The sequence below is a fragment of the Azospirillum brasilense genome (genome assembly GCF_008365405.1).
GTDB lineage: Bacteria > Pseudomonadota > Alphaproteobacteria > Azospirillales > Azospirillaceae > Azospirillum > Azospirillum brasilense_D.
The window spans coordinates 248,094-270,670 of record NZ_QOKV01000003.1 but is presented as its reverse complement, the minus strand read 5'-3'; the positions used below and the strand labels follow the sequence as shown (position 1 = coordinate 270,670).

Here is a 22,577-nt window from a genome sequence, read left to right as displayed (position 1 = left end):
CCAAACGTCACAGGTGCCCTGCGGAGCGCGCAGAGACAATCGGTCGCAGCCCCCCTTTACAGGAGTCCGACGTTTCTTAACGGGCGCGGCATCTCTTCTACAGGAAGCTGTAGGGATCCACGTCCACCTGCACCCGCACGTTGGGCGGAATCGCCACCTGCTCCAGCCACTGAGCGATCAAGGGTTGCACCTGAACGGTGCGCGGCGCCTTCAGCAGCAGGCGCCGCCGGTGCCGCCCGCGCAGCAGGGCCAACGGCGCCGGGGCCGGACCCAGCACGGCGACGGTGTCGCTGCGCGGCGCGGCGCGCCCCAGGGCGATGGACAGCTTCTCCACCGCCGCCGCGTCCTCCCCCGACACGATCAGGGCGGCCAGCCGTCCGAAGGGCGGCATCCCGGCCTCCAGCCGCATCTCCGCCTCCAACTGGTAGAAGCCGTCGCGGTCCCCGGCGGCCAGGGCCTGCATCACCGGATGCTCGGGCATGGTGGTCTGCAGCATCACCCGCCCCGGCCGCTCGCCGCGCCCGGCGCGCCCGGCCACCTGATGAAGGAGCTGGTAGGTCCGCTCCCCCGCCCGCAGGTCGCCGCCGGCCAGCCCGAGGTCGGCGTCGACCACCCCGACCAGGGTCAGCATGGGGAAATGGTGGCCCTTCGCCATCACCTGGGTGCCGATCAGGATGTCCAGTTCGTGGTCGGCGATGCGGCGGACCATCTCCTGGATGGCGCGGGGGCCGAACAGCGTGTCCGACGCCATGATGGCGGCGCGGGCGTCGGGGAACAGCTCCGCCACCTCCTCGGCGATGCGCTCCACGCCCGGACCGCAGGCCGCCAAAGTGCCCTCCTCGCCGCATTCCGGGCAGGTCGGGGAGAGCGGCTGGGACAAGCCGCAATGGTGGCACTGGAGCTTGCGGGCCAGCCGGTGCTCGACCAGCCACGCCGTGCAGTTGGGGCATTGCAGCCGGTGCCCGCAGGCCCGGCACAGCGTCAGCGGGGCGTAGCCGCGGCGGTTGAGGAACAGCATCACCTGCTCCTTCTCCGCCAGCGTCTGCTCGATGGCCTTCTTCAGCGAGGGGGCCAGCCAGTGGCGGGCCGGAGGCCGGTCCTTGCGCAGGTCCACCAGTTCCACGTCGGGCAGCACGGCGCCGCCGTGGCGGCCCGGCAACTCGATGCGGGCATAGCGGTTGCTGTCGGCGTTGACCTTGGTCTCCAGCGACGGCGTGGCGGAGACCAGCACGGTGGGGATGCCGCCGAGATGCGCCCGCGCGACGGCCATGTCGCGGGCGTGGTAGATCGACCCTTCCTCCTGCTTGTAGGCGGAGTCGTGCTCCTCGTCGATGATGATGACGCCGAGGTTCTTGTAGGGCAGGAACAGGGCGGAGCGGGCGCCGACGACCACCGGCACCTCGCCGTTGGCCACCGCCCTCCAGGTGTCGCGGCGCTGCGCCCCGGTCAGCTCGGAATGCCACTCCGCCGGCGGCGCGCCGAAGCGGCGGGCGAAGCGCTCCAGCCACTGCGCCGACAGGGCGATTTCCGGCAGCAGAACCAGCGCCTGCTTGCCCGCCTTCAGGGCGGCGGCGATGGCCTCGTAGTAGACCTCCGTCTTGCCGGAGCCGGTCACCCCGTCGAGCAGCACGGTGGAATAGACGCCGGATTCCACACGGGCGCGCAGGTCCGCCGCCGCGGCCTCCTGGTCGGCGGACAGGGTGGGGCCGGGGCGATGGCAGTCGGGCCGCCCGAGCTTGGTCGGCTGCAGCAGCACCGGCTCCAGCAGCCCGGCCTCGGCCAGCCCGCGCACCACGGTGACGCCGCAGCCGGCCTCCTCGGCCAGCTCCGCCGGGGTGCGCGGCGGGCCGTCGTCGAGCAGGGCCAGCACGCGCCGCCGCGGGTCGGTCATCTTGAATCCGGGCGGCGGCTCCGCGTCGGGCTTGCGCAGATAGGCGAGCGTCGCCTTCGCCGGCTCCAGCGCCGACGGCACGCTGATCGCCATGCGCAGCACATGGCCCGGCGGCGTCATGGTGTAGGCGGCGACCCACTCCACGAACTTGCGCTCGACCTCCGGCATCGGCGGCACGTCGAAACGGCGGACCACCGGCTTCAGCCTTGCGGCCGCCACGACTCCGGCCCCGTCGCCCCACACCACCCCCAGCACGCGGCGCGGCCCCAGCGGAACCTCCACGTAATCGCCGGGGACGAGGGTCATTCCGGCGGGCACGCGGTAATCGTAGGCCTCGCGCAGCGGCAGCGGCAGCAGCACGCGGACGCGCGGGTCCGCATCCGGCGGCACCGTGCCCGGCAGAAGAGCCTGCTCCGGTCCTCCGGAACTGGCCCCGGATTTGGCCCCGGATCTGGCGGAATTTTCACGCATCGGCTAAAGTGCCCCCTGGCCGCGATACCGGGCATCGAATCCCGGGCAACAGGGCGCGCTCTTCCTCAGCAAGCATGGATTCCTGGTCATGAAGTTCTTCGTTGACACCGCCGACATCGCCGAGATCCGCGATCTGGCCGACACCGGCCTGCTGGACGGTGTTACCACCAACCCCTCCCTCGTCGCCAAGACCGGTCGCAGCTTCCTCGACCTCGTCGCCGAAATTTGTGATGTGGTGGACGGCCCGGTCAGCGCCGAGGTGGCTTCCACCGACTTCGAGACCATGCTGGCGGAAGGAAAGAAGCTTGCCAAGATCGCCGACAACGTCACGGTCAAGGTTCCGCTCACCCAGGCCGGCCTGAAGACGTGCAAGGCGCTGTCCTCCGAAGGGACGATGGTCAACGTCACGCTGTGCTTCTCCCCGGCGCAGGCGATCCTGGCGGCCAAGGCCGGCGCCAGCTTCGTGTCGCCCTTCGTCGGCCGCCTGGACGACATCGGGCAGGACGGCATGGGCCTGATCGCCGACATCGTGGAGATTTACAGCAACTACGACTACTTCAAGACCGAGGTGCTGGTCGCCTCGATCCGCAACCCGATCCACATCGTCGACTCCGCCCGCCTGGGCGCCCATGTCGTCACCGCCCCGCCGTCGGTTCTGAAGCAGCTCTTCAACCATCCGCTGACCGACAAGGGCCTCGCCCAGTTCGTCGCCGACTGGCAGAAGACCGGCCAGTCCATCCTCTGAGGACGGCGGCATGGGCCGGGAACCGGGACACACCCCCCAGAGGAAGGACGCGCCGACCGCCGAGGAGGTGTGCGCCTATCTGCGGGACCATCCCGACTTCCTGGTCCATCACGGCGATCTGGTCCACCACCTGACCCCGCCGTCGCAGGACCGTGGGCGCGGGGTGGTGGACCTGCAGGCCTACATGGTCGAGCGGCTGCGCGGCGAGGTCCGCCTGCTGAAGGACCAGCAGCGCGAGCTGATCGGCACCTCGCGCGCCAACATGAACAGCCAGAACCGCATCCACGCGGCGGTGCTGTTCCTCCTCGACGCCCAGAGCTTCGAGCAGCTCATCCAGACCATCACCACCGATCTGGCGGTGCTTCTGGACCTGGACGTCGCCTGCCTGATCGTCGAATCGAACGGCCACGACACCCCGCATGTCCAGACCTCCGGCGTGCGGGTGGTCGAGCCGGGGACCGTCGACCGCTGGCTGGGCAAGGCCGACGTGGCGCTGAACGCCGACATCCAGGGCGACCCGGAGCTGTACGGCCCCGGCGCCGGGCTGGTGCGGTCGGAGATCCTGATCCGCCTCCAGGTGTCCAGCGAGACGCCGGACGGCATGCTGGCCTTCGGCAGCCGCGAGCCGGACAGCTTCCACGGTGGCCAGGGGACGGAGCTGGTCGGTTTCCTCGCCCGCGTGGTCGAGCGGGTGATCCGCGGCTGGCTCGAACTGCCGGCCTGACCCCACGGAACGCATGACCGGAAAACAGAATCCCGTACTCGGTTTCGCCGCCCAGCCCGACGTGCAGGACACGCTGGTCCACTGGCGCCGCTGGATGGAGAGCGAGCGCAACGTCTCGCCCCACACGCTGACCGCCTACATCGGCGACGTCGCGACCTTCCTGGAGTTCATCACCGGCTATCAGGCGAAGCCGCCGTCGATGAACGACCTCGCCGCGCTGACCGTCAGGGATTTCCGCTCCTGGCTGTCCCATCTCGCCATGAAGGGGATCGGCTCCAACAGCCGGTCGCGCGCCCTGTCCTCGGTGCGCAACCTGTTCCGCTGGATGGACCGCGACGGGCGCCTGCACAACCCGGCGATCAACACCTTCTCCGGCCCGCGCATCAAGCGCCCGGCGCCGAAGCCGCTGACCGTGCTGGACGCCGACCGGCTGCTGGAGGAGTCGGAGAAGGAGCCGGACGAGCCGTGGGTCGGCAAGCGCGACCGCGCGCTGTTCACGCTGCTCTACGGCTGCGGCCTGCGCATCTCGGAGGCGCTGAACCTGACGCGCCGCGAGGCGCCGTTGGGCGAGACCCTGCGCGTCACCGGCAAGGGCAACAAGGAACGGATCGTCCCGGTGCTGCCGGCGGTGACGGAGGCGGTGCGGGCCTATATGGACGCCTGCCCCTACAAGCAGGGTCCGGACGCGCCGCTGTTCGTCGGGGTGCGCGGCGGGCAGCTCGCCCCGGCCATCGCGCAGCGGCGGATGCGCGACCTGCGCCGCCTGATGGGACTTCCGGAAACCGCGACGCCGCACGCGTTGCGGCACAGCTTCGCCACGCATCTGCTGGCGGACGGCGGCGATCTGCGGGCGATCCAGGATCTGCTGGGCCACGCCTCGCTGTCGACGACGCAGCGCTACACGGACGTGGAGAGCGAGCAGCTGATGCAGGTGTACCGCTCGGCGCACCCGCGGGCGAAGAAGACGCCGTAGGGTCGGAGGGTGGGAGGGAGGGAGGTACATTGCCCCCTCCCCGACCCTCCCCCGCTTCGCAGGGGAGGGGGAAGAGGGGCCTCCCCCGCTTCGCAGGGGAGGGAGAGAAGCGCGCCTCAGATGTGCAGGGCGCGGCCGTCCACGGCGAGAGCGGCTTCCTTGGTCACTTCCGACAGGGTCGGATGGGCGTGGCAAGTGCGGGCGATGTCCTCGGCGGACGCGCTGAACTCCATCGCCACGGCCAGTTCGCCGACCATCTCCGACACGTTCGGGCCGACCATGTGGACGCCCAGCACCTTGTCAGTGCGCGCGTCGGCCAGGATCTTCACGAAGCCGTCGGTCGTGCCGCTGGCGCGGGCGCGGCCGTTGGCGGTGAAGGGGAACTTGCCCGTCTTGTAGGCGGTGCCGGCGGCCTTCAGCTCCTCCTCGGTCTTGCCGACCGCGGCCACTTCCGGCCACGTGTAGACAACGCCGGGGACGAGGTCGTGGTTGACGTGGCCCGCCTGGCCGGCCAGCAGCTCGGCGAGCGCGACGCCCTCCTCCTCGGCCTTGTGGGCCAGCATCGGGCCTTCGACCACATCGCCGATGGCGTAGATGCCCGGCACGTTGGTTTCGAAGTGCGTGCCGATCTTCACGCGGCCGCGGTTGTCCATCTCCACGCCGACGGTGTCGAGGCCCAGGCCGTTGGTGTAGGCGCGGCGCCCGATGGCGACCAGCACCACGTCGGCCTCGATCTCCTCGGCGGTGCCGCCGGCGGCGGGCTCGACCGACAGGGTGACGCCGGTGTTGGTGACCTTGGCGCCGGTGACCTTGGAACCGAGCTTGAAGGTCATGCCCTGCTTGCCGAGGATGCGCTGCATCTGCTTGGACACCTCGCCGTCCATGGTCGGCAGGATGCGGTCCAGGAACTCCACGACCGTGACCTCGGCGCCGAGGCGGCCCCAGACCGAGCCCAGCTCCAGACCGATCACGCCGCCGCCGATGACGACGAGGCGCTTCGGCACCTCCGGCAGTTCCAGGGCGCCGGTGGAGGAGACGATCTTCTGCTCGTCGATCTCGATGCCCGGCAGCGGGGTGACTTCCGAGCCGGTGGCGATGACGATGGCCTTGGACGCCGTGATGGTGCCGACCCCCTCGACCTCGACGGTGTTCGGGGCGGTGATGCGGCCCGCACCCTTCAGCCAGGCGATCTTGTTCTTCTTGAACAGGAATTCGATGCCGCCGGTGTTCTCTTTGACGACCTTGTCCTTGTGGGACAGCATGCCCGGCAGGTCCAGTTCCACGCCGCCGACCTTGATGCCGAACTTGGCAAGGCCGTGCTTGGCCTCCTCAAACTTCTCCGACGCGGCGAGCAGCGCCTTGGACGGGATGCAGCCAACATTCAGGCAGGTGCCGCCCAGCGCGCTGCGCTTCTCGACGCAGGCGACCTTGAAACCGAGCTGCGCCGCACGGATCGCGCAGACATACCCGCCGGGACCGCCGCCAACCACGACGACGTCGAAAGTGCTTTCAGCCATTGGGGGCTTTCCTTCCGCCATTTTTGTGTTTGCCAAAAGCCTTCCCGTCCAGCGGGGAGGGCCGCGCGCCGATTTATGCCGCCGCTCACGCCAACTGGCAACGGGACAGTTCGTCCGGGGGGAGGGATGCCGGGTTGAAAGACCGGCATGGGAACAGCCGGAGCCCGTGCTGACATGAGGATCGTCGGCGATGCCACCCCTGTCCCGAGGCCCCGAAGCCTGCCACTTCTCCGGCCTTCGGCCCGCCACGCCGCGCTATCGGCGTGGGAAGGAAACTCCCCATTTCCCCGCGGCAGGCGAGGTCGTGATCTTCGACCGGAACTGGTACAACCGCGCCGGAGTCGAGCGGGTCATGGAGTTTTGCACGGAGGAGCGGACCGGCACTGAAATCCCGGATCAACGGCGGACGCAAGGCCTGGATGCTGTCGCCCAGGGACCTGAGGCGCCGGACCATCCTGAAGGTCATTCCTGGATCCTTATACTCCCCCACCTTCGTTCGACAACGGCTTGCTCCACAGTTCGGGGGTGAAAGTGGGCCCTCTGTACTCCGGGAGATTATTGATTGCGACAGCGATAAAGAACGGTCGGCATTCACGGTCCACCCGAACATCCTTAAGTGTGCTGACGCGCTCATTTCTCATGTCGTAGACATAGGCGTCGCGTTTGCCCGCCTCCCAAAGCCAGCGAAGCTCAGCTTCATCCCCTCGAACTTCTTCTTCCGTAAAGGATCCACACGACACGAGGACCGATATGCAGTTCAGGGTGGAATTGAAGCGAAGAAGATCCGTCTGTTTGATGATGTCGTCCTCGAAGCGCTTCCAAGCGTGCCTAACTGGATTATTATGGGATTGGTTAATGCATTTCAGCTCGACATAAGTATCATCCGTGACAAAAATCCCCATATTCCACTTTAGGAGAAAATCCGCGCGCGCGGCAGAGTTTTTGTCGCGGACGGGACCTGTCGTACTGATGTATGGTTTTATTTCATTCGCCTCATCTGTTTCTTCATTCATTTTCCCGTCGATCTCTTTTTTAATTTTCTTAATGTCCTGAGAAGGATAGGCTTCTTCCCGTGAACATTTCGAAGCATAACCCCTCTCGCTGGCAATTTTCAAGAATCCATACGCAATTTCAAGCTGCAACCAGACCTCCCACCCGCCCGATATACTTTCACCCGCGGCAATTTCTCTGAACTTTGAGTAATCAATAAATCCTCTCTCGAAACAGGTTTTAATATTATTCAGAAACTCCTGGCAGCGCATGGCGGCGTCCCTTCTCAATGAAGCGCCCGAAAGAGGATCGGGCTTTCGCAAAGAGACGGCTGCGCGACACGCCGCGTGAGAGTCACCCCGCGAAGAAATCCAGCAACGCCTGCGCCGTCTCCTCCGGCGCCTCTTCGGGGATGAAGTGGCCGGCGGGCATCACATGACCCTCGATGGCCGGGGCGTAGCCGCGCCAGATGCCCAGCGGGTCGTCGTAGAGGCGCCCGACCGCGCTGTTGCGGCCCCACAGGAACAGGGCGGGGCAGGCCACCTTGCGGCCCGCCGCGCGGTCCTCGCGGTCGTGCTCCAGGTCGATGCCGGCCGCGGCGCGGTAGTCCTCGCACATGGCATGGACGGTGGCGGGGTCGCGGAAGGCGGTACGGTAGGCGTCCATCGCCTCCGGCTCGAAGATGTCGGCGCTGCTGCCGATGGAGCCGAGCACCTGCCCCAGATAGAAGTCGGGGTCCGCCCCGATCAGCCGTTCCGCCAGATTGTTCGGCTGGATCAGGAAAAACCAGTGGTAGTAGGCGGTCGCCATCCGCTGGTCGATGCGGGCGAAGACCTCCAGCGTCGGCACCACGTCGAGGAAGGCGACGCGCTCGACCCGGTCTGGATGGTCGAGGACCAGCCGGTGGGCCACCCGCGCGCCGCGGTCGTGCCCGGCCAGCCGGAAGCGGTCGAAGCCCAGCGCGGCCATTACCGCCACCTGATCGTGCCCGTTGGTGCGTTTGCAGTAGGTCTCGTGCGCGGAATCGCCCGGCGGCTTCGACGATTGGCCGTACCCCCGCAGGTCGGTGAGCACCACGGTGAAGCGCTCGGCCAGACGCGGCGCGACCCGGTTCCACAGGGCGTGGCACTGCGGAAACCCATGAAGCAGAAGGAGCGGCGGCCCCTCGCCGCCGACCAGCGTGTGGATCTCGGCGCCGTCGGTGGCGATGCGGTGGCGGGTGAACCCTTCGAACATGCTCGCCCTCCCCTATCCGTTTGAGTGTGGAGAACTGTCCTTCCGCATCGCGGGTCTTCGGAAACCTTTGACGGGTTTCTCGCGTTTTTCAGCCGATTGTTTTCGACCTCAAGAGGAAAATGCCATGCGCAGCCTGAAGAAGCTCGTCCTTTTCGCCGCCCTGGGCGCCGCCCTGACCACCAGCCTCGCCGCCTGCAACACCGTCGAAGGCATGGGCGAGGATGTGCAGGCCGGCGGCCGCGCCATGGAGCGCTCGTCGGACAGCGTCCAGAAGAAGATGTGATCGCGCGGCGCGGACGCCCCGGAGCTTCGGCTCCGGGGTTTCAGCGCCCCGATTTCTGCATCCCGGCGTTCAGCGCTGCATGCGCTTGATGGTGTTGGTCGTGCTCTGGCCGTCCACGAGGTCGGCCAGCACGACCTTGCCGCCGTAGCTCTGCACGAATCCGGCACCGACCACCGTGGCGACGGTGTAGTCTGCCCCCTTCACCAGCACGTCGGGGCGCAGGGCGCGGATCAGCTCCTCCGGCGTGTCCTCGCCGAAGATCACCACCAGATCGACGCAGGCCAGCGAGGCGAGCACTGTCGCCCGCGCCGTCTCGGTCTGCACCGGGCGCGTCTCGCCCTTCAGCCGCTTCACCGAGGCGTCGCTGTTCAGTCCCACCACCAACACGTCGCAGGCCGCCTTGGCTTGGTTCAGCAACGCGATGTGGCCGGGGTGCAGCAGGTCGAAGCAGCCGTTGGTGAAGCCCACCCGCTTGCCGCGGGCGCGCCAGCGCTCGGCCCGCTCCACGGCCTGCTCCAGCGTATCGACCTTCTCCTCGCCGCTGCGCCATTCCTGCTCGTGCAGCGCGGACAGCAGCTCCGGCGCGCGGACCACCGCGGTGCCGACCTTACCCACCACGATCCCGGCGGCCAGATTGGCCAGCCGCGCCGCGTCGGCCAGCTCCACCCCAACCGACAGGGCGGAGGTCAGCGTCGCCACCACCGTGTCGCCGGCGCCCGAGACATCGAAGACCTCGCGCGCGTTGGCCGGCAGATGGGTGGCGCCGTCGCGCGTCACAACGGACATGCCGCGCTCGCTGCGCGTGGCGACCACCGCGTCGATGCCGCAGCTGTCCAGCAGGAAGCGGCAGGCGGCCTCGACCTCGGCGTCGCTGTCGGCGGGCATCCCCGTCGCCTGGATCAGCTCCTTGCGGTTGGGGGTGATCACGCTGGCCCCACGGTAGCGCCCGAAATCGTCGCCCTTGGGATCGACCACCACCGGCAGCCCGGCCTCCCGCGCCGCCTGGATGAGCTGCGCCACCAGAGCGTCGGTCAGCACGCCCTTGCCATAGTCGGAGAGGATCACCGCGCCCACCGTCAGCAGGCCGGTGCGGGCGGCGACCATCACCTCCTCCTCCGACGCGATGGCGGCGATGGACTCGGCGTCGGCGCGCAGAAGCTGCTGGCGCCCGCCGATGAAGCGCGTCTTGACGGTGGTCTGGCGCCCCGGCTCGGCGACCAGCCCGCCGCCGTCGCCCGTCTCCCTGGCCACGAGGCGGACCAGCTCCAGCCCCGCCGCGTCCTCGCCCACCACCGACACGAAGCGGCAGCCGGCGCCCAGCGCCATGACGTTGGCGGCCACGTTGCCGGCACCGCCGAGCATGGCCGTCTCCCGCTCGATCCGCAGCACGGGGATCGGCGCTTCGGGGGACACGCGGTCGACCGATCCGTAGATGAATCGGTCGAGCATGACGTCGCCGACGCACAGCACGCTGGCGCGGGACAGGGAGTCGATGTGACGGGCAAGGTCGCTCATGCCGGTTCTACTACCAATCTTGGAAGTGGCGCGCCAGAGGGGAGCGCTCGAATCCCCTCCCCCGGTGCGGGAGAGGGATAATAAGGTCCGGCAACTGGTCTGCGGCGGCATCCTGCCCTATCCTCCGGCATCCCTTCCCCCGGACCCTGCCCCCGGACGCCGCCCATGCCCCTGCCGCCCGTCACGAGAAGCCTGTCGGCGAAGCTGCTGGTGCTGACCGTGCTGTTCGTCCTGCTGGCGGAGGTGCTGATCTACACGCCATCCATCGCGCGCTACCGCCTGACCTATCTGGAGGAGCGGCTGGCCGCCGCCCATCTCGCCGCCCTGTCGGTGGAGGCGACGCCGGACATGATGGTGGCGATGGAGCTTCAGAACGAGCTGCTGGCCCATGTTGGCGCCCACGCGGTGGAGCTGATCCGGCCGGACAGCCGCGTCTACATGCTGTCCCGCTCCATGCCGCCGACGGTGGACGCCGTCTTCGACCTGCGCGCCACCATGGCGCCCCGGCTGGCCGCCGACGCCTTCATGGCGCTGGCCCAGCGGCGTGACCGGGTGATCCGGGTGATCGGGCCGTCGCCCAAGGACCCGGCCTTCCAGGTCGAGATGGTGATCGACGAGCGGCCGATGATCCGGGCGATGATCGACTTCTCCGGCCGCATCCTGGCGCTGTCGGTGGCGATCTCGCTGATCGCGGCGGTGCTGGTCTTCGTCTCGCTGACCCGGCTGCTGGTGCGGCCGATGCGCCGCCTGACCGAGGGGCTGGTCGCCATCCGCCGCGACCCCGACGGCACACCGCCCTTCCAGCCGAGCGCCCGCACCGACGAGATCGGCGTGGCGGAGCGCGAGCTGGCCGACATGCAGGCCACCATCCGCAGCGCGCTGCGCCAGCGCGAGCGGCTGGCCGCGCTGGGCACCGCGGTCGCCAAGATCAACCACGACCTGCGCGCCATCCTGTCCACCGCCGCCCTGCTGTCGGAACGGCTGGCCGAGAGCGCCGATCCGGAGGTGCGGCGGGTCACGCCGCGGCTGATGGCCTCCATCGACCGGGCCGTGGAGCTGTGCGGCCAGACGATGACCTACACCCGCGACGGCCTGCTGCCCCTGGCGCGGACCGAAGTGCCGCTGCGCCCGCTGGTCGAAGAGGCCGGGGCCGAGGCGCTGGGCGCCCTGCGCCCGGATGGGGAGCGGGCGGAGCTGCGCTGGGACAACCGGGTGCCGGAGGGGCTGACCGTCCGCGCGGACGCCGCCCAGCTCTCCCGCGCGCTGGTCAATCTGGGGCGCAACGCCGCCCAGGCGGGGGCCGCGGCGGTGATGGTGACGGCGCGGGAGCGGGCGGGCGGCGGGCTGCTCCTGCTGGTCGCCGACGACGGGCCGGGCCTGCCGCCGCGGGCGCGGGACAACCTGTTCCAACCTTTCGCCGGCTCCGCGCGGGCGGGCGGCGTCGGGCTGGGCCTCGCCATCGCGCGGGAGGTGCTGCGCGCCCATGGCGGCGACCTGCGGCTGGTGGAGAGCACGGCGGCGGGCACCGTCTTCGCGCTGGAGCTTCCCGCGGGGATCGTCGTGGAGGGTGCCGGCCGGTTGGGCGAAATGCCCACATCGGATTCGCCCATCCCGGATTGATTTCCGGCGCCCGCTCCACCAGAATTCGCGGCACGGTCAACCCGTCGGCATCCCGCCGGGCGGACGCCCCGCGCGGGACCGGCAGCGAAGGAAGGGAACGGGACTTTGGAAGGCACGGGCAAGTGGATCACCGGGGGTATCCTGGGCTTCATGGCGTTCATCGGCCTGCTGGCGGCGTCGCGCGCGTCGGATACGGCGTTCTATTATGGCGGCTGGCTGTTGGCCATCGGCTGCATCGGGACGATCTTCATGATGGTCACGAAGCACTACAACCACATGGACGAGCGGATCGCCCGCCAGCGCGAGCAGGAATAACCCCCAAACCCCTTCAACCGGTGGAGGCCGGGCATGCCGTGGGACCCCGAACAATACGCAAGGTTCGAGTCCTGGCGCCGCCGCCCGGCCCACGACCTCGTGGCGGCCCTGCCCTCCCTGACCCCGCGGACGGTGGTCGATCTCGGCTGCGGCACCGGGCAGCTCGCCCGCCTGTTGGCCGAACGCTGGCCGGAGGCCGTGGTGCTGGGGGTGGACAATTCCCCCGCCATGCTGGAGCGCGCCCAGGACACGCCGTCCCGCGTGCGCTGGCTCCAGGCCGACCTGCGCGTCTGGCGCCCCGACCGGCCGGTCGATCTGCTGATCTCCAACGCCGCCCTGCACTGGCTGGACGGGCACGAGCGGCTGTTCCCGGACCTGCTGCGGGCGCTGGCCCCCTGCGGGGTGCTGGCCGTGCAGATGCCCCGCAACTTCGACGCGCCCTCGCACCGCCTGTTGTACGAGACGGCGGCGGACGGCCCGTGGGCCGAGCGGCTGGCGCCGGTCCTGCGCACCGCCCCGGTGCACGCGCCGGACACCTATTACGGCTGGCTCGCCCCGCTCACCCGGCGCCTGGATCTCTGGGAGACCGAGTATCTCCAGGTTCTGGAGGGCGACGATCCGGTGCTGGAATGGACGCGCGGAACGACGCTGCTTCCCGTCCTGGACACGCTGACGGGCGCGGAGCTGGACGACTTTCTTGCGGCCTACCGCGCCCGGCTGAACGCCGCCTATCCCCGGCGCCCCGATGGCCGCACGCTGTTTCCCTTCAAGCGGCTGTTCCTCGTGGCGCGGGTGTAGGCGGTCGCTTCCAGGACGTTACGACGCCGGCCCATTAGAAGCTGGCTTGGGTTGCTTGGCGGCGGTGAGGATGTTCGCCACGCCCACCGCGTTCATCCCGGCGCGGCTGCCGATGGCCGACAGCGACTCGCCGGGCTGCGCCTCGATGTTGGCGGCCTTGAGCGCCTGGATGGCCTTGTCGGCGTCCAGCCCGAAGACCGGCGCCACCGTGGCCAGCGGGGCGTTCGCCACCGCCCGCATCATCGCGCCGGGGCCGCCGGTGGAGGCCGGGCTCCCGGTCATCGCCGTGAAGACCAGCGAGCCGGCGACGCTGACCACAAAGGCCGACAGGGCCACGTTGCGCTTGAAATACTGGAGGAAGGCCGTCCAGTTGCGCGCCAGATGCCACAGGCCGATGGCCGAGAAGCCGACGCTGAGCCACTCGTGGGAAAAGCGCACCAGATTGCCGTTCCAGTGCAGAAGCAACATGATCCCGGTGACGGTGGAGACGACGAACAGGACGATGGTCACTGGTGTGACGATCTGCCGGGTGATGGTGGAGGTGAGGGAGGGCATGGGGGACGGCTCGCGGGTTGAACGGAATGCGGCCAAAATGGGGCCGGATTGTAACCGCTTGATGTCCCGCACCATGCCCGAACGTAACAGACTGTAACGGCGCCGTCCCCGCTCACGCCTTCTCGATGTAGGCCAGCAGCGGTTCCCAATCGGCGCGGTGCTCGGCGGCGCGCTTGCCGGTCAGGTCGAACAGGCTTAGGCCGGAGGCCGCAGCGTCGGCGTAGATCTGGCTGTCGCGCAGGCGGGTCACCACGCTGTGCCCGACCCCGCCGAGGAACCGGTCCAGCCGGTCCGCCGCCTTGGTGCGGGGGCGCAGGCGGTTGCCGACCACCGCCACCGACTTGCGGTTCCTGGCGATCGACTTCAGCTCCTCCAGCTTGCCGAGGAAGCGCTGAGTCGCCTGCTCGTCGAAGGCGCTGGGCAGCACCGGCAGGACGACGACGTCGGCCATCCGCACCAGATCCTCGATCTGCTTGGTCTTCAGCGCGGCCGGCGCGTCGATGACGAGGCGCTGGATGCCCTTCGGCGCGTCGGACAGGTCCTTCGCCCAGTCCAGCCCCACCAGGGCGGAGGCTGTGGCCGGGCGGCGGGCCAGCCAGCCGAGCGAGGAGCGCTGGCGGTCCACGTCGGCCAGCGCCGTGCTGTGCCCCGCGGCGGCGCTGGCCGCGGCGAGGTGGGTGGCGATCGTGGTCTTGCCGCAACCGCCCTTGATGTTGGCGACGAGAATGGTCCGCATGGGTGGGAAGATTACCCCTCGCGGTCGGGCTTTGACCAGAAGGCTTTCGCGTCGGCAAACTCCTTCCACAGGTCGCGGAGCGCCGGTTCGGACTCCGCCACGCCGCGGGCGTGCCAGCCGATGACGATGCCGGCGGCGCGCGGCTCGCCCGGCTCGGGCCGGCTGCCGTCGTCGTGCAGCTCGTGCAGCAGGCGGGTCGCCGTCGCCACGTCGTTCAGATGGCCCAGCGCGTCCTGGAAGGCCGACAGGTCCTGGATGTAGCGGCGGGCCGGCTTGTCGTCGTAGAGGCTGCGGAAGAACTCCGCCGCGTAGCGCAGCTTCTTCAAGGCGATGCGCAGCTCGTGCCGCTCGGTCACCGACAGGCTCGCGAAGCCGTGGCCGGCGCGCCGGGCCTTCTTGGCGCGGCGCGACAGCAGATGATCGGCCAGATTCTCCACCGGGTCGAACAGCCGGGCGGAATGCTCGCTGACCGGCTGGTCGCGCCAGCCCCGCGACTCGACCCAGGCGCCGAACTTCAGCAGGAAGGTGGTGTAGCGCTCCGACCGGATGGCCTCGCGCACCCCCTCGTAGGCGCGGTCGCGGCGGGCGCGCGCCGCAGCGGCGAGCGCGTCGATGTCCTCCTGGAGCGGCTTGCCGTGACCGTCGGCGCGGTGGAAGGAGTCCCTCACCGGCTCCAGCAGTTCGGCCAGGAAGACGTCCCAGTCGCGCGCCGGGCCGAGGCTGCCGCCCAGCCACTTCACCTCGCCGACCAGCCAGGCGTAGGACGCGGCGGGGATGAAATCCTTGAACAGGGCGAGCGCCGAGCGCAGGCGGCGCAGCGCCACGCGCATCTGGTGGACGCCCTCCGCGTCCTCGCCGATCAGGGTGACGGCCTCGTTCGCCAGCATGTGGCCGATGCAGGAGCGCAGGATGCGGGCCAGCGCGCCTTCCACCGTGGTGTCGCGGTCCAGCTCCAGCTTGCCCGCCTTGACCACCTTGTCCACCGTGCCGTCGGCGAGCGCATAACCGCGCTCCGCCTTGGTGCGCGGGTCGAGCCGCAGCGGGGCGGCCTGGGCCAGCTCCAGCGCCAGATCGTAGAGGGCGGCGGCGGAGCCTTCGAGAAGCTCCAACTCCACCTCCGACACCGGGATGGAGGCGCCGTCGGGGGCGCGGATCTCGCCGCTGTCGAAGGCGACCTCGATCCGGCTGGCGGTTTCGCCCTCGCCCATCGTCACCACGCGCACGGTGCGCTGGATGAACGTGGTGAAGAGCGGCTGCAACTCCGCCGCGCCGACCGACCCCAGAAGGTCCAGCGCCTCCGGCGATTCGATGGCCGACAGGTCGGGGGCCGGTCCGGCGACCGGATGCTCCCACTCCGCCCGGCCAAGCTCGCCGCGCTCCGGCGCGCCCTTGATGGTCTGGAGATGCTGGCTGCCGACCTTGCGCACACGCAACGCCACCAGCCGCCCGGCCAGACGCCGGTCGGCGGTGTCGTAATAGGTGCTTTCCAGGGTCTTGGTGCCGGCTTTTCCCTTGGCGCGGGATGCGACCGCCGGGCAGGACCGGAGCTTCGCCATGTCTTCGGCCCTGACGGCCAGCTTCAGCTCGGTTTCCCGGTTGGACTCCGCTTCGACCACCATTCGTGCCCCGTCGTTTCCGGTGGGTCCCCGTTTTGCACAGGCCCCAGCCCCGGTCAAGTTACAGAACCATGACGCTTTTGTTGCAGTCCCCGCAATCAGGGGTCCGCCTTTTCCAGCACCAGGAGCTTGGACATGTAGGCCAGCGACGTCTCGCGCAGGCGCAGCCCGGCGGCGGCGAACAGGGCGGGCAGGTCGTCGCGGGCGTAATGGGCGTAGAAGGGCTCGTGGAAGGACTGCGGGAAGCGGTCGATCAGCCCATCCATCATCGGGTTGTCGCCATACTGCACGCTGTCCATGAAGACCAGGATGCCGCCGGGCTTCAGCACGCGGGCCATCTCGGCGGCGGCCTGGGCGCGGATCTTCGGCGGCAGTTCGTGGAACAGGTAGATGCAGGTCACGATGTCCTGCGACCCGGTGGCCAGCGGCATCGCCTCGGCCGCCGCCTGGACCAGCGCGCTGCTGCGCGCCCAGGGGGCGAGGTTGCGCCGCGCCTCGCGCAGATAGGCCGGGGAGAGGTCGAGCGCGGTCACCGGCAGGCGCGGGTGGTTGTCCTTCACGAAGGTCAGGAAGCGCCCCGTCCCGGCGGCCACGTCGAGCAGGCGGCAATCGGCGCTTCGGCGCGTTTTCAGATGCTCGAAGATCGGCACCAGGACTTGGCGGCGCATGGCGTCGGCCCCACCGCCGAACAGCACCTCCACCTGATGGTCGTAGAGGCGGGCGCTCTCCTCCGTCAGGTAACCGCCGGTCTGGTAATGGAAGTTCTGGCGGTAGTAAGCGGGCAGCCCCGCGCTGCCGGGCGGCGGGTTGGCGCGCACCTCCACCGCCGCATGGTCGCGGCGGCGCCGCGACACCTCCGGCACGTCGCGGAAGAAGGCGGCGGCGTCGGTCAGCAGCCGGCGCGGGTCGGGCATCAGGTCGTGCGGCAGGCGGTAGCAGCCCGCCTCGATGTTGGCGAGGTCGCGGGCCAGCAGGGCGCGCAGCTCTTCCAAAATCGCGCGGGTGCCGGGCACCGGACGCCCGTCGGGTGGGGTTCGCCGCGGCGGCCCGGTGATCCGCCGGCCGATCCGCGCGGCCATCATGTACTGGCCGAGGAACCAGGCGACGCGGGCGGACTGGCTGGCCGCGTAGGCCAGCCGGGGGGCCAGCCGCGCGGAGGAATGCGGGGTGATCCTGTTCATGGGATAGAGATGGGATCGCCGGTCCCGCCCGCCCAGAGCCCGGTCCTTTCGCCGCATGGGGCAACCGGTCGCCCACGCGGGCCGTTGCAAAGCGGTCGCCCCTGTGCTGGATTGCCCGGCAAAAGTTCAACCCGTAGGGACAGCAGCCATGACCGAGTTCAACACCATCGACGACCTCGACGTGAACGGCAAGACGGTGCTGGTGCGTGCCGACCTCAACGTCCCGATGCAGGACGGCAAGGTCTCCGACACGACCCGCATCGACCGTCTGGCGCCGACCCTGACGGAGCTGGCGAAGAAGGGTGCGAAAGTCGTGGTTCTGTCGCACTTCGGCCGCCCGAAGAACGGTCCGGACGCCAAGAACTCGCTGCGCAACGTGCTGGAGGCGCTGAGCGCCGCCGTCGGCCAGACCGTCGCCTTCGGCGAGGATTGCGTCGGCGACAAGGCCAAGGCCGCCATCGACGGCGTGCAGCCGGGCGCCATTGTGCTGCTGGAGAACACGCGCTTCCACGCGGAAGAGGAAAAGAACGACCCCGCCTTCGCCAAGCAGATCGCGGCGCTGGGCGACCTCTACGTCAACGACGCCTTCTCCGCCGCGCACCGCGCCCACGCCTCGACCGAGGGCGTCGCCCAGCATCTGCCGGCCGCCGCGGGCCGCCTGATGCAGGCCGAGCTTGAGGCGCTGACCAAGGCGCTGGAGAAGCCGGAGCGCCCGGTGGCCGCCGTCGTCGGCGGCGCCAAGATCTCCACCAAGCTGGACCTGCTCGGCAACCTCGTGAAGAAGGTCGACATGCTGGCGCTGGGCGGCGGCATGGCGAACACCTTCCTCTTCGCCCAGGGCGTGGATGTCGGGGCCTCGCTCTGCGAGAAGGACATGGCCGATCAGGCCCGCGCCATCATGGAGACCGCCAAGGCCGCCAATTGCGAGCTGCTGCTGCCCAAGGACTTCATCGTCGCCAAGGAGTTCAAGGCCGGTGCGGCCCACCGCGCCGTTCCGGCGGACGGCATCGGCGCCGATGAGATGGCTCTGGACGTCGGCCCCGAGACGGTCGAGTTCCTCGGCCTGAAGCTCCAGGGTGCGAAGACGGTGGTGTGGAACGGCCCGCTGGGCGCCTTCGAGATCCAGCCCTTCGACGCCGGCACCAACGCCGTCGCCGGCCTCGTCGCCGAGCGCACGTCGGAAGGCGGCCTGCTGTCGGTGGCCGGCGGCGGCGACACCGTGTCGGCGCTGGCCCATGCCGGCGTGGAGGAGAAGTTCACCTACATCTCCGCCGCCGGCGGCGCCTTCCTGGAGTGGCTGGAAGGCAAGGACCTGCCGGGCGTCGCCGCGCTGAAGAAGAAGTAAGGTTCGGGGGTGTGGGTGGGTGGTCGAGACGGGCCCCCACCCTTCCCGCTTCGCGGGCCCCTTCCCTCCCCCGCTTCGCAGGAGAGGGAGTTCAATCCCCTCCCCTGCGAAGCGGGGGAGGGTTAGGGAGGGGGCAAGACTTCCCCTCACAAAACCTTGCTACAAAGGCCGCCGCGCCTTCAGCGCCGCGGTCAGCGTCCCGTCGTCCAGGTAATCCAATTCCCCGCCCACCGGCACGCCGTGGGCCAGACGGGACACGGAGACGCCGCTGCCGGACAGGCGGTCGGTCACCACATGGGCGGTGGTCTGCCCGTCCACCGTGGCGTTCAGCGCCAGGATGACCTCGGTCACCGCCGGGTCCTTCGCGCGCTCCACCAGGGACGGAATGTTCAGATCGTCCGGCCCCACCCCCTGCAACGCCGACAACGTGCCGCCCAGCACGTGATAGGTGCCGCGGAAGGCGCGCGTGCGCTCCAGCGCCCAGAGGTCGCCGGCATCCTCCACGACGCAGATGATCGAGCGGTCGCGGCTGTGGTCGGAGCAGACGGAGCAGGGATCGCGGCTGTCGAGGTTGCCGCAGACCGAACAGTTGCGGATGGCCTCCGCGGCGAGCGCCATGGATTCGGACAGCGGCACCAGCAGACTGTCGCGGCGCTTCATCAGGTGCAGCGCCGCCCGCCGCGCCGACCGCGGCCCCAGCCCCGGCAGCTTGGACAGGAGCTGGATCAGGCGCTCGATTTCAGGTCCGATCATTCACGGCTTCGTTTTTTAAAGGGTGGCCGGGCCGCGTTCGACCCGGCCATGACAACTCAGAACGGCAGCTTCATGCCCGGCGGCAGCTTCATCCCGCCCATCAGGTTCTGGGTCTCGTTGGCGACGTGCTGCTCCACCTTGGCCTTGGCGTCGTTGAAGGCGGCGATGATCAGGTCCTCCAGGACCTCGATGTCCTCCGGATCGACGATCGACTTGTCGAGCTTGATCTTCTTCATCTCGCCCTTGCCGTTCACCGTCACGTTGACCATGCCGGCGCCCGACTGGCCGCTCATCTCGACCTCGCCCAGGCGGGCCTGCATCTCCTGCATCTTGGCCTGCATCTGCTGGGCCTGCTTCATCATCTGGCCGAGGTTCTTCATGGGTCAGAAATCTCCTTCATCGTCGAGCGGGTAATAAACCCCGTCGTCCTGCTGCATGACCATAAGGTCGGGATTCTCCCCGTCATCCGCAACCTGGGGCTCGGCCTCGACCGCCGCCTTGAGGTCGCGGACGTCGGTGATCTTCGCGCCGGGAAAGGCGTCCAGAACGGCGCGCACCACCGGATGCGTCTCCGCCTCCTCCAACGCACGCTTCTGGGCAGCCTGCTCCTGCTGGATCAGCGTCGGCTCGCCCGGCGCGTCCGACACGATGACGACCCAGCGCTGGCCGGTCCATTCCGTCAACAGCTGGCCGACGCGATTCGGCAGGGTCGACGGGGCCAAAGTCGTCAGCCGCAGTTCCAGCCGCCCCGGCTCCATGCGCACCAGATGGACGCTGCCGGTCAGGTGGCCGTAGAGCGCGCCCTCGCGCTTCTCCGCGAAGACCTGGACCAGCGTGCGGAAGTCGCGCGGCATCGCCACGCGCTCCTCGTCCGCCACGGCGACGGCAACGGCCGGCGCGGGCTGCGGGCTCGGCTGCTGGCTTGGCTGCGCCTGGTGGGCGACGGCGCGCACGGCGGAGCCGCCCACCGCCACCGGCCCGCCACCGGGGCCGCGCGGGGCGCCACCGCCACCCTGGCCACCGTGCCCGCCGCCATTGTGCAGATTCTGGAACTGGCGGATCAGATCGCCCGGAGTCGGCAGGTCGGCGGCGTAGGACAGCCGCACGATGACCATCTCCAGGGCCTGCTGCGGCACCGGGGCGGCCTGCACCTCGCCGAGCCCCTTCAGCAGGAGCTGCCACGCGCGGGTCAGCGCCGGCATGCCGAGCTTCGCCGACAGGGCGGCGCCGCGGGTGCGCTCCGCCTCCGGCAGGCCGGGGTCGTTGGCGCTGTCCGGCACGACCTTCAGCCGCGTCAGATTGTGCACGAGGTCGAGAAGATCCTGGAGGATCACCACCGGATCGGCGCCGACGCGGTGCAGGTCGGACAGCAGGTCCATCGCCTCCGCCGGCTTGGCCGAGACGGCGGCCTCGAACAGATCGATCACCTTGCTGCGGTCGGCCAGCCCCAGCATGTCGCGCACCTGCTGCGCGGTCACCGTGCCGGCGGCCAGCGCGATGGCCTGGTCGAGCAGCGACAGGCCGTCGCGCACCGACCCGTCGGCGGCGCGCGCGATCAGGGCTGCGGCGTCCGGCTCGATCCCCGCCCCTTCCAGGCCGGTGATGCGGGTGAAATGCTCCTTCAGCACCTGGGCGTCGACGCGCCGCAGGTCGAAGCGCTGGCAGCGCGAGAGCACCGTCACCGGCACCTTGCGGATCTCGGTGGTGGCGAAGACGAACTTCACATGGGCCGGCGGCTCCTCCAGCGTCTTCAAAAGCGCGTTGAACGCGCTCTTGGAGAGCATGTGGACCTCGTCGATGATGTAGAGCTTGTAGCGCGCCGAGACGGGGGCGTAGCGCACGCCGTCGATGATCTCGCGGATGTCGTCCACGCCGGTGTGGCTGGCGGCGTCCATCTCCATCACATCGACGTGGCGGTCCTCGGCGATGGCCCGGCAATTATCGCAGACGCCGCAGGGCGTCACGGTCGGCCCGCCGGTGCCGTCCGGCCCGGTGCAGTTCAGCGCGCGGGCGATGATGCGGGCGGTGGTCGTCTTGCCCACGCCACGCACGCCGGTCAGCATGAAGGCCTGGGCGATGCGGCCCGAATGGATGGCGTTGGTCAGGGTGCGGACGAGCGCGTCCTGCCCGATCAGCTCGGCAAAGCTCTTCGGACGGTATTTCCGCGCCAGCACCCGGTAGGCGAGGCCCCCGGACGTCCCGGAAACGGAAGAGGACATATCGGCAACGGTGGTATCGGTCACGCGGCTGGCCCGGTAATCGGCTTCACGACGGAGCGCAGAATAGCGTCACGGCGCGGGGCTGTCGCCGTTTCAATTCACTGCAGGACTTTATGGGGAAGGGTGGGAGACTGGACGAACGACCCGAGCCGAAACTCGTTACGGCTGCTTCCTTCCGGACCTGACCGGGTTGGCGAGGGACTCGTCCGCCGCCAGCCTCCCGCGCCTTATATCGGCGATAAGGCCGCCCTATGCAAGGCCAATCTGCCGGCTTTCCGTTTGAGGCGGAACGAAAAAGCCCCGCGTCCTGCGGAACGCGGGGCTTTTTCCTTTTTCCCGGATGAGACCGAGGCGCGTTACTGCGGCAGCGGCGCCGGGCTGTCGGAGAGGGAGCGCAGATAGGCGATGATGTTCGCCCGGTCCTGGTCCTTCTTGACGCCGGCGAAGGTCATCTTGGTGCCCGGCGCGTAGGCCTTCGGGTCGTAGAGGAAGTGGTTCAGCTCGTCGTAGTTCCAGGGGCCGGCCTTGCCCTTGATGGCATCGGAATAGGCGAAGCCGTCGATATGACCGTGCGCGGCGCCGACGATGCCGTAGAGGTTCGGGCCGACCTTGTTCGGGCCGCCCTTGTCGAAGCTGTGGCAGGCGGCGCAGGCCTTGGCCGCGGACTGGCCGGCGGCGGCGTCGGCCTTGGCGAGCAGCGGGGCGATCTCGGCGGGGCCGGACGGGGCCGCGCCACCGCTGGGGGCCGGAGCGGCGCCGTCCGGCATGGCCACCACATAGGCGGGTTTCTCAGGCGTCTTCGGGTGCACCAGAACTTCCGCGGCGAAGCCGGCCAACATGGCGATCAGACCCGCCAGCAGCACGGCGCCGAAAATCTTGTTCCACTCCATGCTCATAACGTCTTTTTCCCCTTTTTGTCGTGCCGCGGGTCCGTCGCCAGGACTGGCTGGTTCTCCGCCGCACGATAGCGTGACCGCGGCGGCTTGTCACCGCTTCGGCCCCCTCCCTTGCCACAGGAATGTCGGGTTTCCGACTGTTGGCCGTCTGAATATTGGAGTGACACCGCTTGACGCAAAGGGCGATCCATGGTTCAC

Annotated in this window: 22 protein-coding genes and 1 other RNA gene; 9 read left to right on the top strand and 14 right to left on the bottom strand. The window is 69.2% G+C overall.

Features of this window, described 5'->3' with window-relative positions; translation table 11 throughout:
- Positions 1–97: 97 nt before the first annotated feature.
- Complete coding sequence (locus tag DS837_RS08030; RefSeq protein WP_149164253.1) at positions 98–2,362, bottom strand: primosomal protein N'; 2,265 nt, start codon at positions 2,360–2,362, stop codon at positions 98–100.
- 88 nt (positions 2,363–2,450) lie between these two features.
- Between DS837_RS08030 and fsa the strand changes: the two genes are divergently transcribed.
- Genes fsa through DS837_RS08015 form a run of 3 tightly spaced genes read left to right on the top strand, consistent with a single transcriptional unit; the run spans position 2,451 to position 4,804 of the window.
- Positions 2,451–3,107: a fructose-6-phosphate aldolase gene (fsa, locus tag DS837_RS08025; RefSeq protein WP_149164252.1), complete on the top strand. Its 657-nt coding sequence runs from the start codon at positions 2,451–2,453 to the stop codon at positions 3,105–3,107.
- Positions 3,108–3,117: 10 nt separating this feature from the next.
- Positions 3,118–3,831 (top strand): DUF484 family protein, encoded by a 714-nt coding sequence (locus DS837_RS08020; RefSeq protein WP_149164251.1) that lies wholly within the window; start codon positions 3,118–3,120, stop codon positions 3,829–3,831.
- A 13-nt stretch (positions 3,832–3,844) separates the two neighbouring features.
- The gene (locus DS837_RS08015) at positions 3,845–4,804 is read left to right on the top strand and encodes a tyrosine recombinase XerC (RefSeq protein ID WP_149164250.1); all 960 of its coding nucleotides are present in this window, start codon (positions 3,845–3,847) and stop codon (positions 4,802–4,804) included.
- A gap of 116 nt (positions 4,805–4,920) precedes the next feature.
- Here DS837_RS08015 and lpdA read toward each other — a convergent pair whose 3' ends face one another.
- Complete coding sequence (gene lpdA, locus DS837_RS08010) at positions 4,921–6,321, bottom strand: dihydrolipoyl dehydrogenase (protein ID WP_149164249.1); 1,401 nt, start codon at positions 6,319–6,321, stop codon at positions 4,921–4,923.
- A 190-nt stretch (positions 6,322–6,511) separates the two neighbouring features.
- Between lpdA and DS837_RS33280 the strand changes: the two genes are divergently transcribed.
- Positions 6,512–6,850 carry a hypothetical protein gene (locus tag DS837_RS33280; protein ID WP_425599236.1) on the top strand — a complete coding sequence of 113 codons (339 nt, stop codon included), beginning with the start codon at positions 6,512–6,514 and terminating at the stop codon, positions 6,848–6,850.
- Here DS837_RS33280 and DS837_RS08000 read toward each other — a convergent pair.
- Together DS837_RS08000 and DS837_RS07995 are read right to left on the bottom strand one after the other, a co-directional pair.
- On the bottom strand, positions 6,798–7,583 hold the full coding sequence (locus DS837_RS08000; RefSeq protein WP_149164248.1) for a hypothetical protein: 786 nt from the start codon (positions 7,581–7,583) through the stop codon (positions 6,798–6,800). The two genes, DS837_RS33280 and DS837_RS08000, sit on opposite strands and share 53 nt — an antisense overlap.
- Before the next feature lie 82 nt (positions 7,584–7,665).
- The gene (locus tag DS837_RS07995; protein ID WP_149164247.1) at positions 7,666–8,547 is read right to left on the bottom strand and encodes an alpha/beta fold hydrolase; all 882 of its coding nucleotides are present in this window, start codon (positions 8,545–8,547) and stop codon (positions 7,666–7,668) included.
- Positions 8,548–8,671: 124 nt separating this feature from the next.
- Here DS837_RS07995 and DS837_RS07990 point away from each other — a divergent pair, with 124 nt between their 5' ends.
- A complete protein-coding gene (locus DS837_RS07990; RefSeq protein ID WP_014239424.1) occupies positions 8,672–8,830 on the top strand; it encodes an entericidin A/B family lipoprotein in 159 nt (52 codons plus the stop codon).
- A 69-nt stretch (positions 8,831–8,899) separates the two neighbouring features.
- On the opposite strand, the gene rfaE1 is transcribed toward DS837_RS07990, so the two are convergent.
- The gene (gene rfaE1 / locus DS837_RS07985; protein WP_149164246.1) at positions 8,900–10,345 is read right to left on the bottom strand and encodes a D-glycero-beta-D-manno-heptose-7-phosphate kinase; all 1,446 of its coding nucleotides are present in this window, start codon (positions 10,343–10,345) and stop codon (positions 8,900–8,902) included.
- Between the two features lie 165 nt (positions 10,346–10,510).
- On the opposite strand from rfaE1, the gene DS837_RS07980 reads away from it, so the two are divergent.
- The 3 genes from DS837_RS07980 (at position 10,511) to DS837_RS07970 (ending at position 13,078) form a co-directional block, all read left to right on the top strand.
- Entirely contained in the window at positions 10,511–11,965 is a 1,455-nt protein-coding gene (locus tag DS837_RS07980) for a sensor histidine kinase (RefSeq protein ID WP_149164245.1), read from the top strand.
- Between the two features lie 105 nt (positions 11,966–12,070).
- The gene (locus DS837_RS07975) at positions 12,071–12,280 is read left to right on the top strand and encodes a hypothetical protein (protein ID WP_149164244.1); all 210 of its coding nucleotides are present in this window, start codon (positions 12,071–12,073) and stop codon (positions 12,278–12,280) included.
- Between the two features lie 33 nt (positions 12,281–12,313).
- Complete coding sequence (locus DS837_RS07970) at positions 12,314–13,078, top strand: methyltransferase domain-containing protein (RefSeq protein ID WP_149164243.1); 765 nt, start codon at positions 12,314–12,316, stop codon at positions 13,076–13,078.
- Positions 13,079–13,096: 18 nt separating this feature from the next.
- On the opposite strand, the gene DS837_RS07965 is transcribed toward DS837_RS07970, so the two are convergent.
- The 4 genes from DS837_RS07965 to DS837_RS07950 form a co-directional block, all read right to left on the bottom strand.
- A complete protein-coding gene (locus DS837_RS07965; RefSeq protein ID WP_149164242.1) occupies positions 13,097–13,633 on the bottom strand; it encodes a DUF4405 domain-containing protein in 537 nt (178 codons plus the stop codon).
- A 112-nt stretch (positions 13,634–13,745) separates the two neighbouring features.
- On the bottom strand, positions 13,746–14,369 hold the full coding sequence (locus tag DS837_RS07960) for a ParA family protein (RefSeq protein ID WP_149164241.1): 624 nt from the start codon (positions 14,367–14,369) through the stop codon (positions 13,746–13,748).
- 11 nt (positions 14,370–14,380) lie between these two features.
- Entirely contained in the window at positions 14,381–15,988 is a 1,608-nt protein-coding gene (locus DS837_RS07955; protein WP_149164240.1) for a CYTH and CHAD domain-containing protein, read from the bottom strand.
- A gap of 95 nt (positions 15,989–16,083) precedes the next feature.
- Positions 16,084–17,166, bottom strand: coding sequence for a class I SAM-dependent methyltransferase (locus DS837_RS07950; protein WP_149164239.1), 1,083 nt, complete (start codon positions 17,164–17,166; stop codon positions 16,084–16,086).
- 148 nt (positions 17,167–17,314) lie between these two features.
- Between DS837_RS07950 and DS837_RS07945 the strand changes: the two genes are divergently transcribed.
- The gene (locus DS837_RS07945) at positions 17,315–18,511 is read left to right on the top strand and encodes a phosphoglycerate kinase (protein WP_149164238.1); all 1,197 of its coding nucleotides are present in this window, start codon (positions 17,315–17,317) and stop codon (positions 18,509–18,511) included.
- A gap of 159 nt (positions 18,512–18,670) precedes the next feature.
- Here the strand turns inward: DS837_RS07945 and recR are convergent, their stop codons facing one another.
- The 5 genes from recR to DS837_RS07920 form a co-directional block, all read right to left on the bottom strand.
- Positions 18,671–19,264, bottom strand: a complete 594-nt coding sequence (recR, locus tag DS837_RS07940) for a recombination mediator RecR (protein ID WP_145625141.1) — start codon at positions 19,262–19,264, stop codon at positions 18,671–18,673.
- Positions 19,265–19,320: 56 nt separating this feature from the next.
- Positions 19,321–19,644, bottom strand: a complete 324-nt coding sequence (locus DS837_RS07935; protein ID WP_149164237.1) for a YbaB/EbfC family nucleoid-associated protein — start codon at positions 19,642–19,644, stop codon at positions 19,321–19,323.
- A 3-nt stretch (positions 19,645–19,647) separates the two neighbouring features.
- Positions 19,648–21,507 (bottom strand): DNA polymerase III subunit gamma/tau, encoded by a 1,860-nt coding sequence (locus tag DS837_RS07930; RefSeq protein WP_149164236.1) that lies wholly within the window; start codon positions 21,505–21,507, stop codon positions 19,648–19,650.
- A gap of 99 nt (positions 21,508–21,606) precedes the next feature.
- Positions 21,607–21,704: signal recognition particle sRNA small type (ffs, locus tag DS837_RS07925), an RNA gene on the bottom strand.
- 135 nt (positions 21,705–21,839) lie between these two features.
- Entirely contained in the window at positions 21,840–22,379 is a 540-nt protein-coding gene (locus DS837_RS07920; RefSeq protein WP_149164235.1) for a c-type cytochrome, read from the bottom strand.
- Positions 22,380–22,577: the final 198 nt, after the last annotated feature.

Bases quoted from the DNA above. Each gene is read 5' to 3' on its own strand.
- DS837_RS08030 (WP_149164253.1), bottom strand. From the start codon at position 2,362: ATGCGTGAAAATTCCGCCAGATCCGGGGCCAAATCCGGGGCCAGTTCC.
- fsa (WP_149164252.1), top strand. From the start codon at position 2,451: ATGAAGTTCTTCGTTGACACCGCCGACATCGCCGAGATCCGCGATCTG.
- DS837_RS08020 (WP_149164251.1), top strand. From the start codon at position 3,118: ATGGGCCGGGAACCGGGACACACCCCCCAGAGGAAGGACGCGCCGACC.
- DS837_RS08015 (WP_149164250.1), top strand. From the start codon at position 3,845: ATGACCGGAAAACAGAATCCCGTACTCGGTTTCGCCGCCCAGCCCGAC.
- lpdA (WP_149164249.1), bottom strand. From the start codon at position 6,321: ATGGCTGAAAGCACTTTCGACGTCGTCGTGGTTGGCGGCGGTCCCGGC.
- DS837_RS33280 (WP_425599236.1), top strand. From the start codon at position 6,512: ATGCCACCCCTGTCCCGAGGCCCCGAAGCCTGCCACTTCTCCGGCCTT.
- DS837_RS08000 (WP_149164248.1), bottom strand. From the start codon at position 7,583: ATGCGCTGCCAGGAGTTTCTGAATAATATTAAAACCTGTTTCGAGAGA.
- DS837_RS07995 (WP_149164247.1), bottom strand. From the start codon at position 8,547: ATGTTCGAAGGGTTCACCCGCCACCGCATCGCCACCGACGGCGCCGAG.
- DS837_RS07990 (WP_014239424.1), top strand. From the start codon at position 8,672: ATGCGCAGCCTGAAGAAGCTCGTCCTTTTCGCCGCCCTGGGCGCCGCC.
- rfaE1 (WP_149164246.1), bottom strand. From the start codon at position 10,345: ATGAGCGACCTTGCCCGTCACATCGACTCCCTGTCCCGCGCCAGCGTG.
- DS837_RS07980 (WP_149164245.1), top strand. From the start codon at position 10,511: ATGCCCCTGCCGCCCGTCACGAGAAGCCTGTCGGCGAAGCTGCTGGTG.
- DS837_RS07970 (WP_149164243.1), top strand. From the start codon at position 12,314: ATGCCGTGGGACCCCGAACAATACGCAAGGTTCGAGTCCTGGCGCCGC.
- DS837_RS07965 (WP_149164242.1), bottom strand. From the start codon at position 13,633: ATGCCCTCCCTCACCTCCACCATCACCCGGCAGATCGTCACACCAGTG.
- DS837_RS07960 (WP_149164241.1), bottom strand. From the start codon at position 14,369: ATGCGGACCATTCTCGTCGCCAACATCAAGGGCGGTTGCGGCAAGACC.
- DS837_RS07955 (WP_149164240.1), bottom strand. From the start codon at position 15,988: ATGGTGGTCGAAGCGGAGTCCAACCGGGAAACCGAGCTGAAGCTGGCC.
- DS837_RS07950 (WP_149164239.1), bottom strand. From the start codon at position 17,166: ATGAACAGGATCACCCCGCATTCCTCCGCGCGGCTGGCCCCCCGGCTG.
- DS837_RS07945 (WP_149164238.1), top strand. From the start codon at position 17,315: ATGACCGAGTTCAACACCATCGACGACCTCGACGTGAACGGCAAGACG.
- recR (WP_145625141.1), bottom strand. From the start codon at position 19,264: ATGATCGGACCTGAAATCGAGCGCCTGATCCAGCTCCTGTCCAAGCTG.
- DS837_RS07935 (WP_149164237.1), bottom strand. From the start codon at position 19,644: ATGAAGAACCTCGGCCAGATGATGAAGCAGGCCCAGCAGATGCAGGCC.
- DS837_RS07920 (WP_149164235.1), bottom strand. From the start codon at position 22,379: ATGAGCATGGAGTGGAACAAGATTTTCGGCGCCGTGCTGCTGGCGGGT.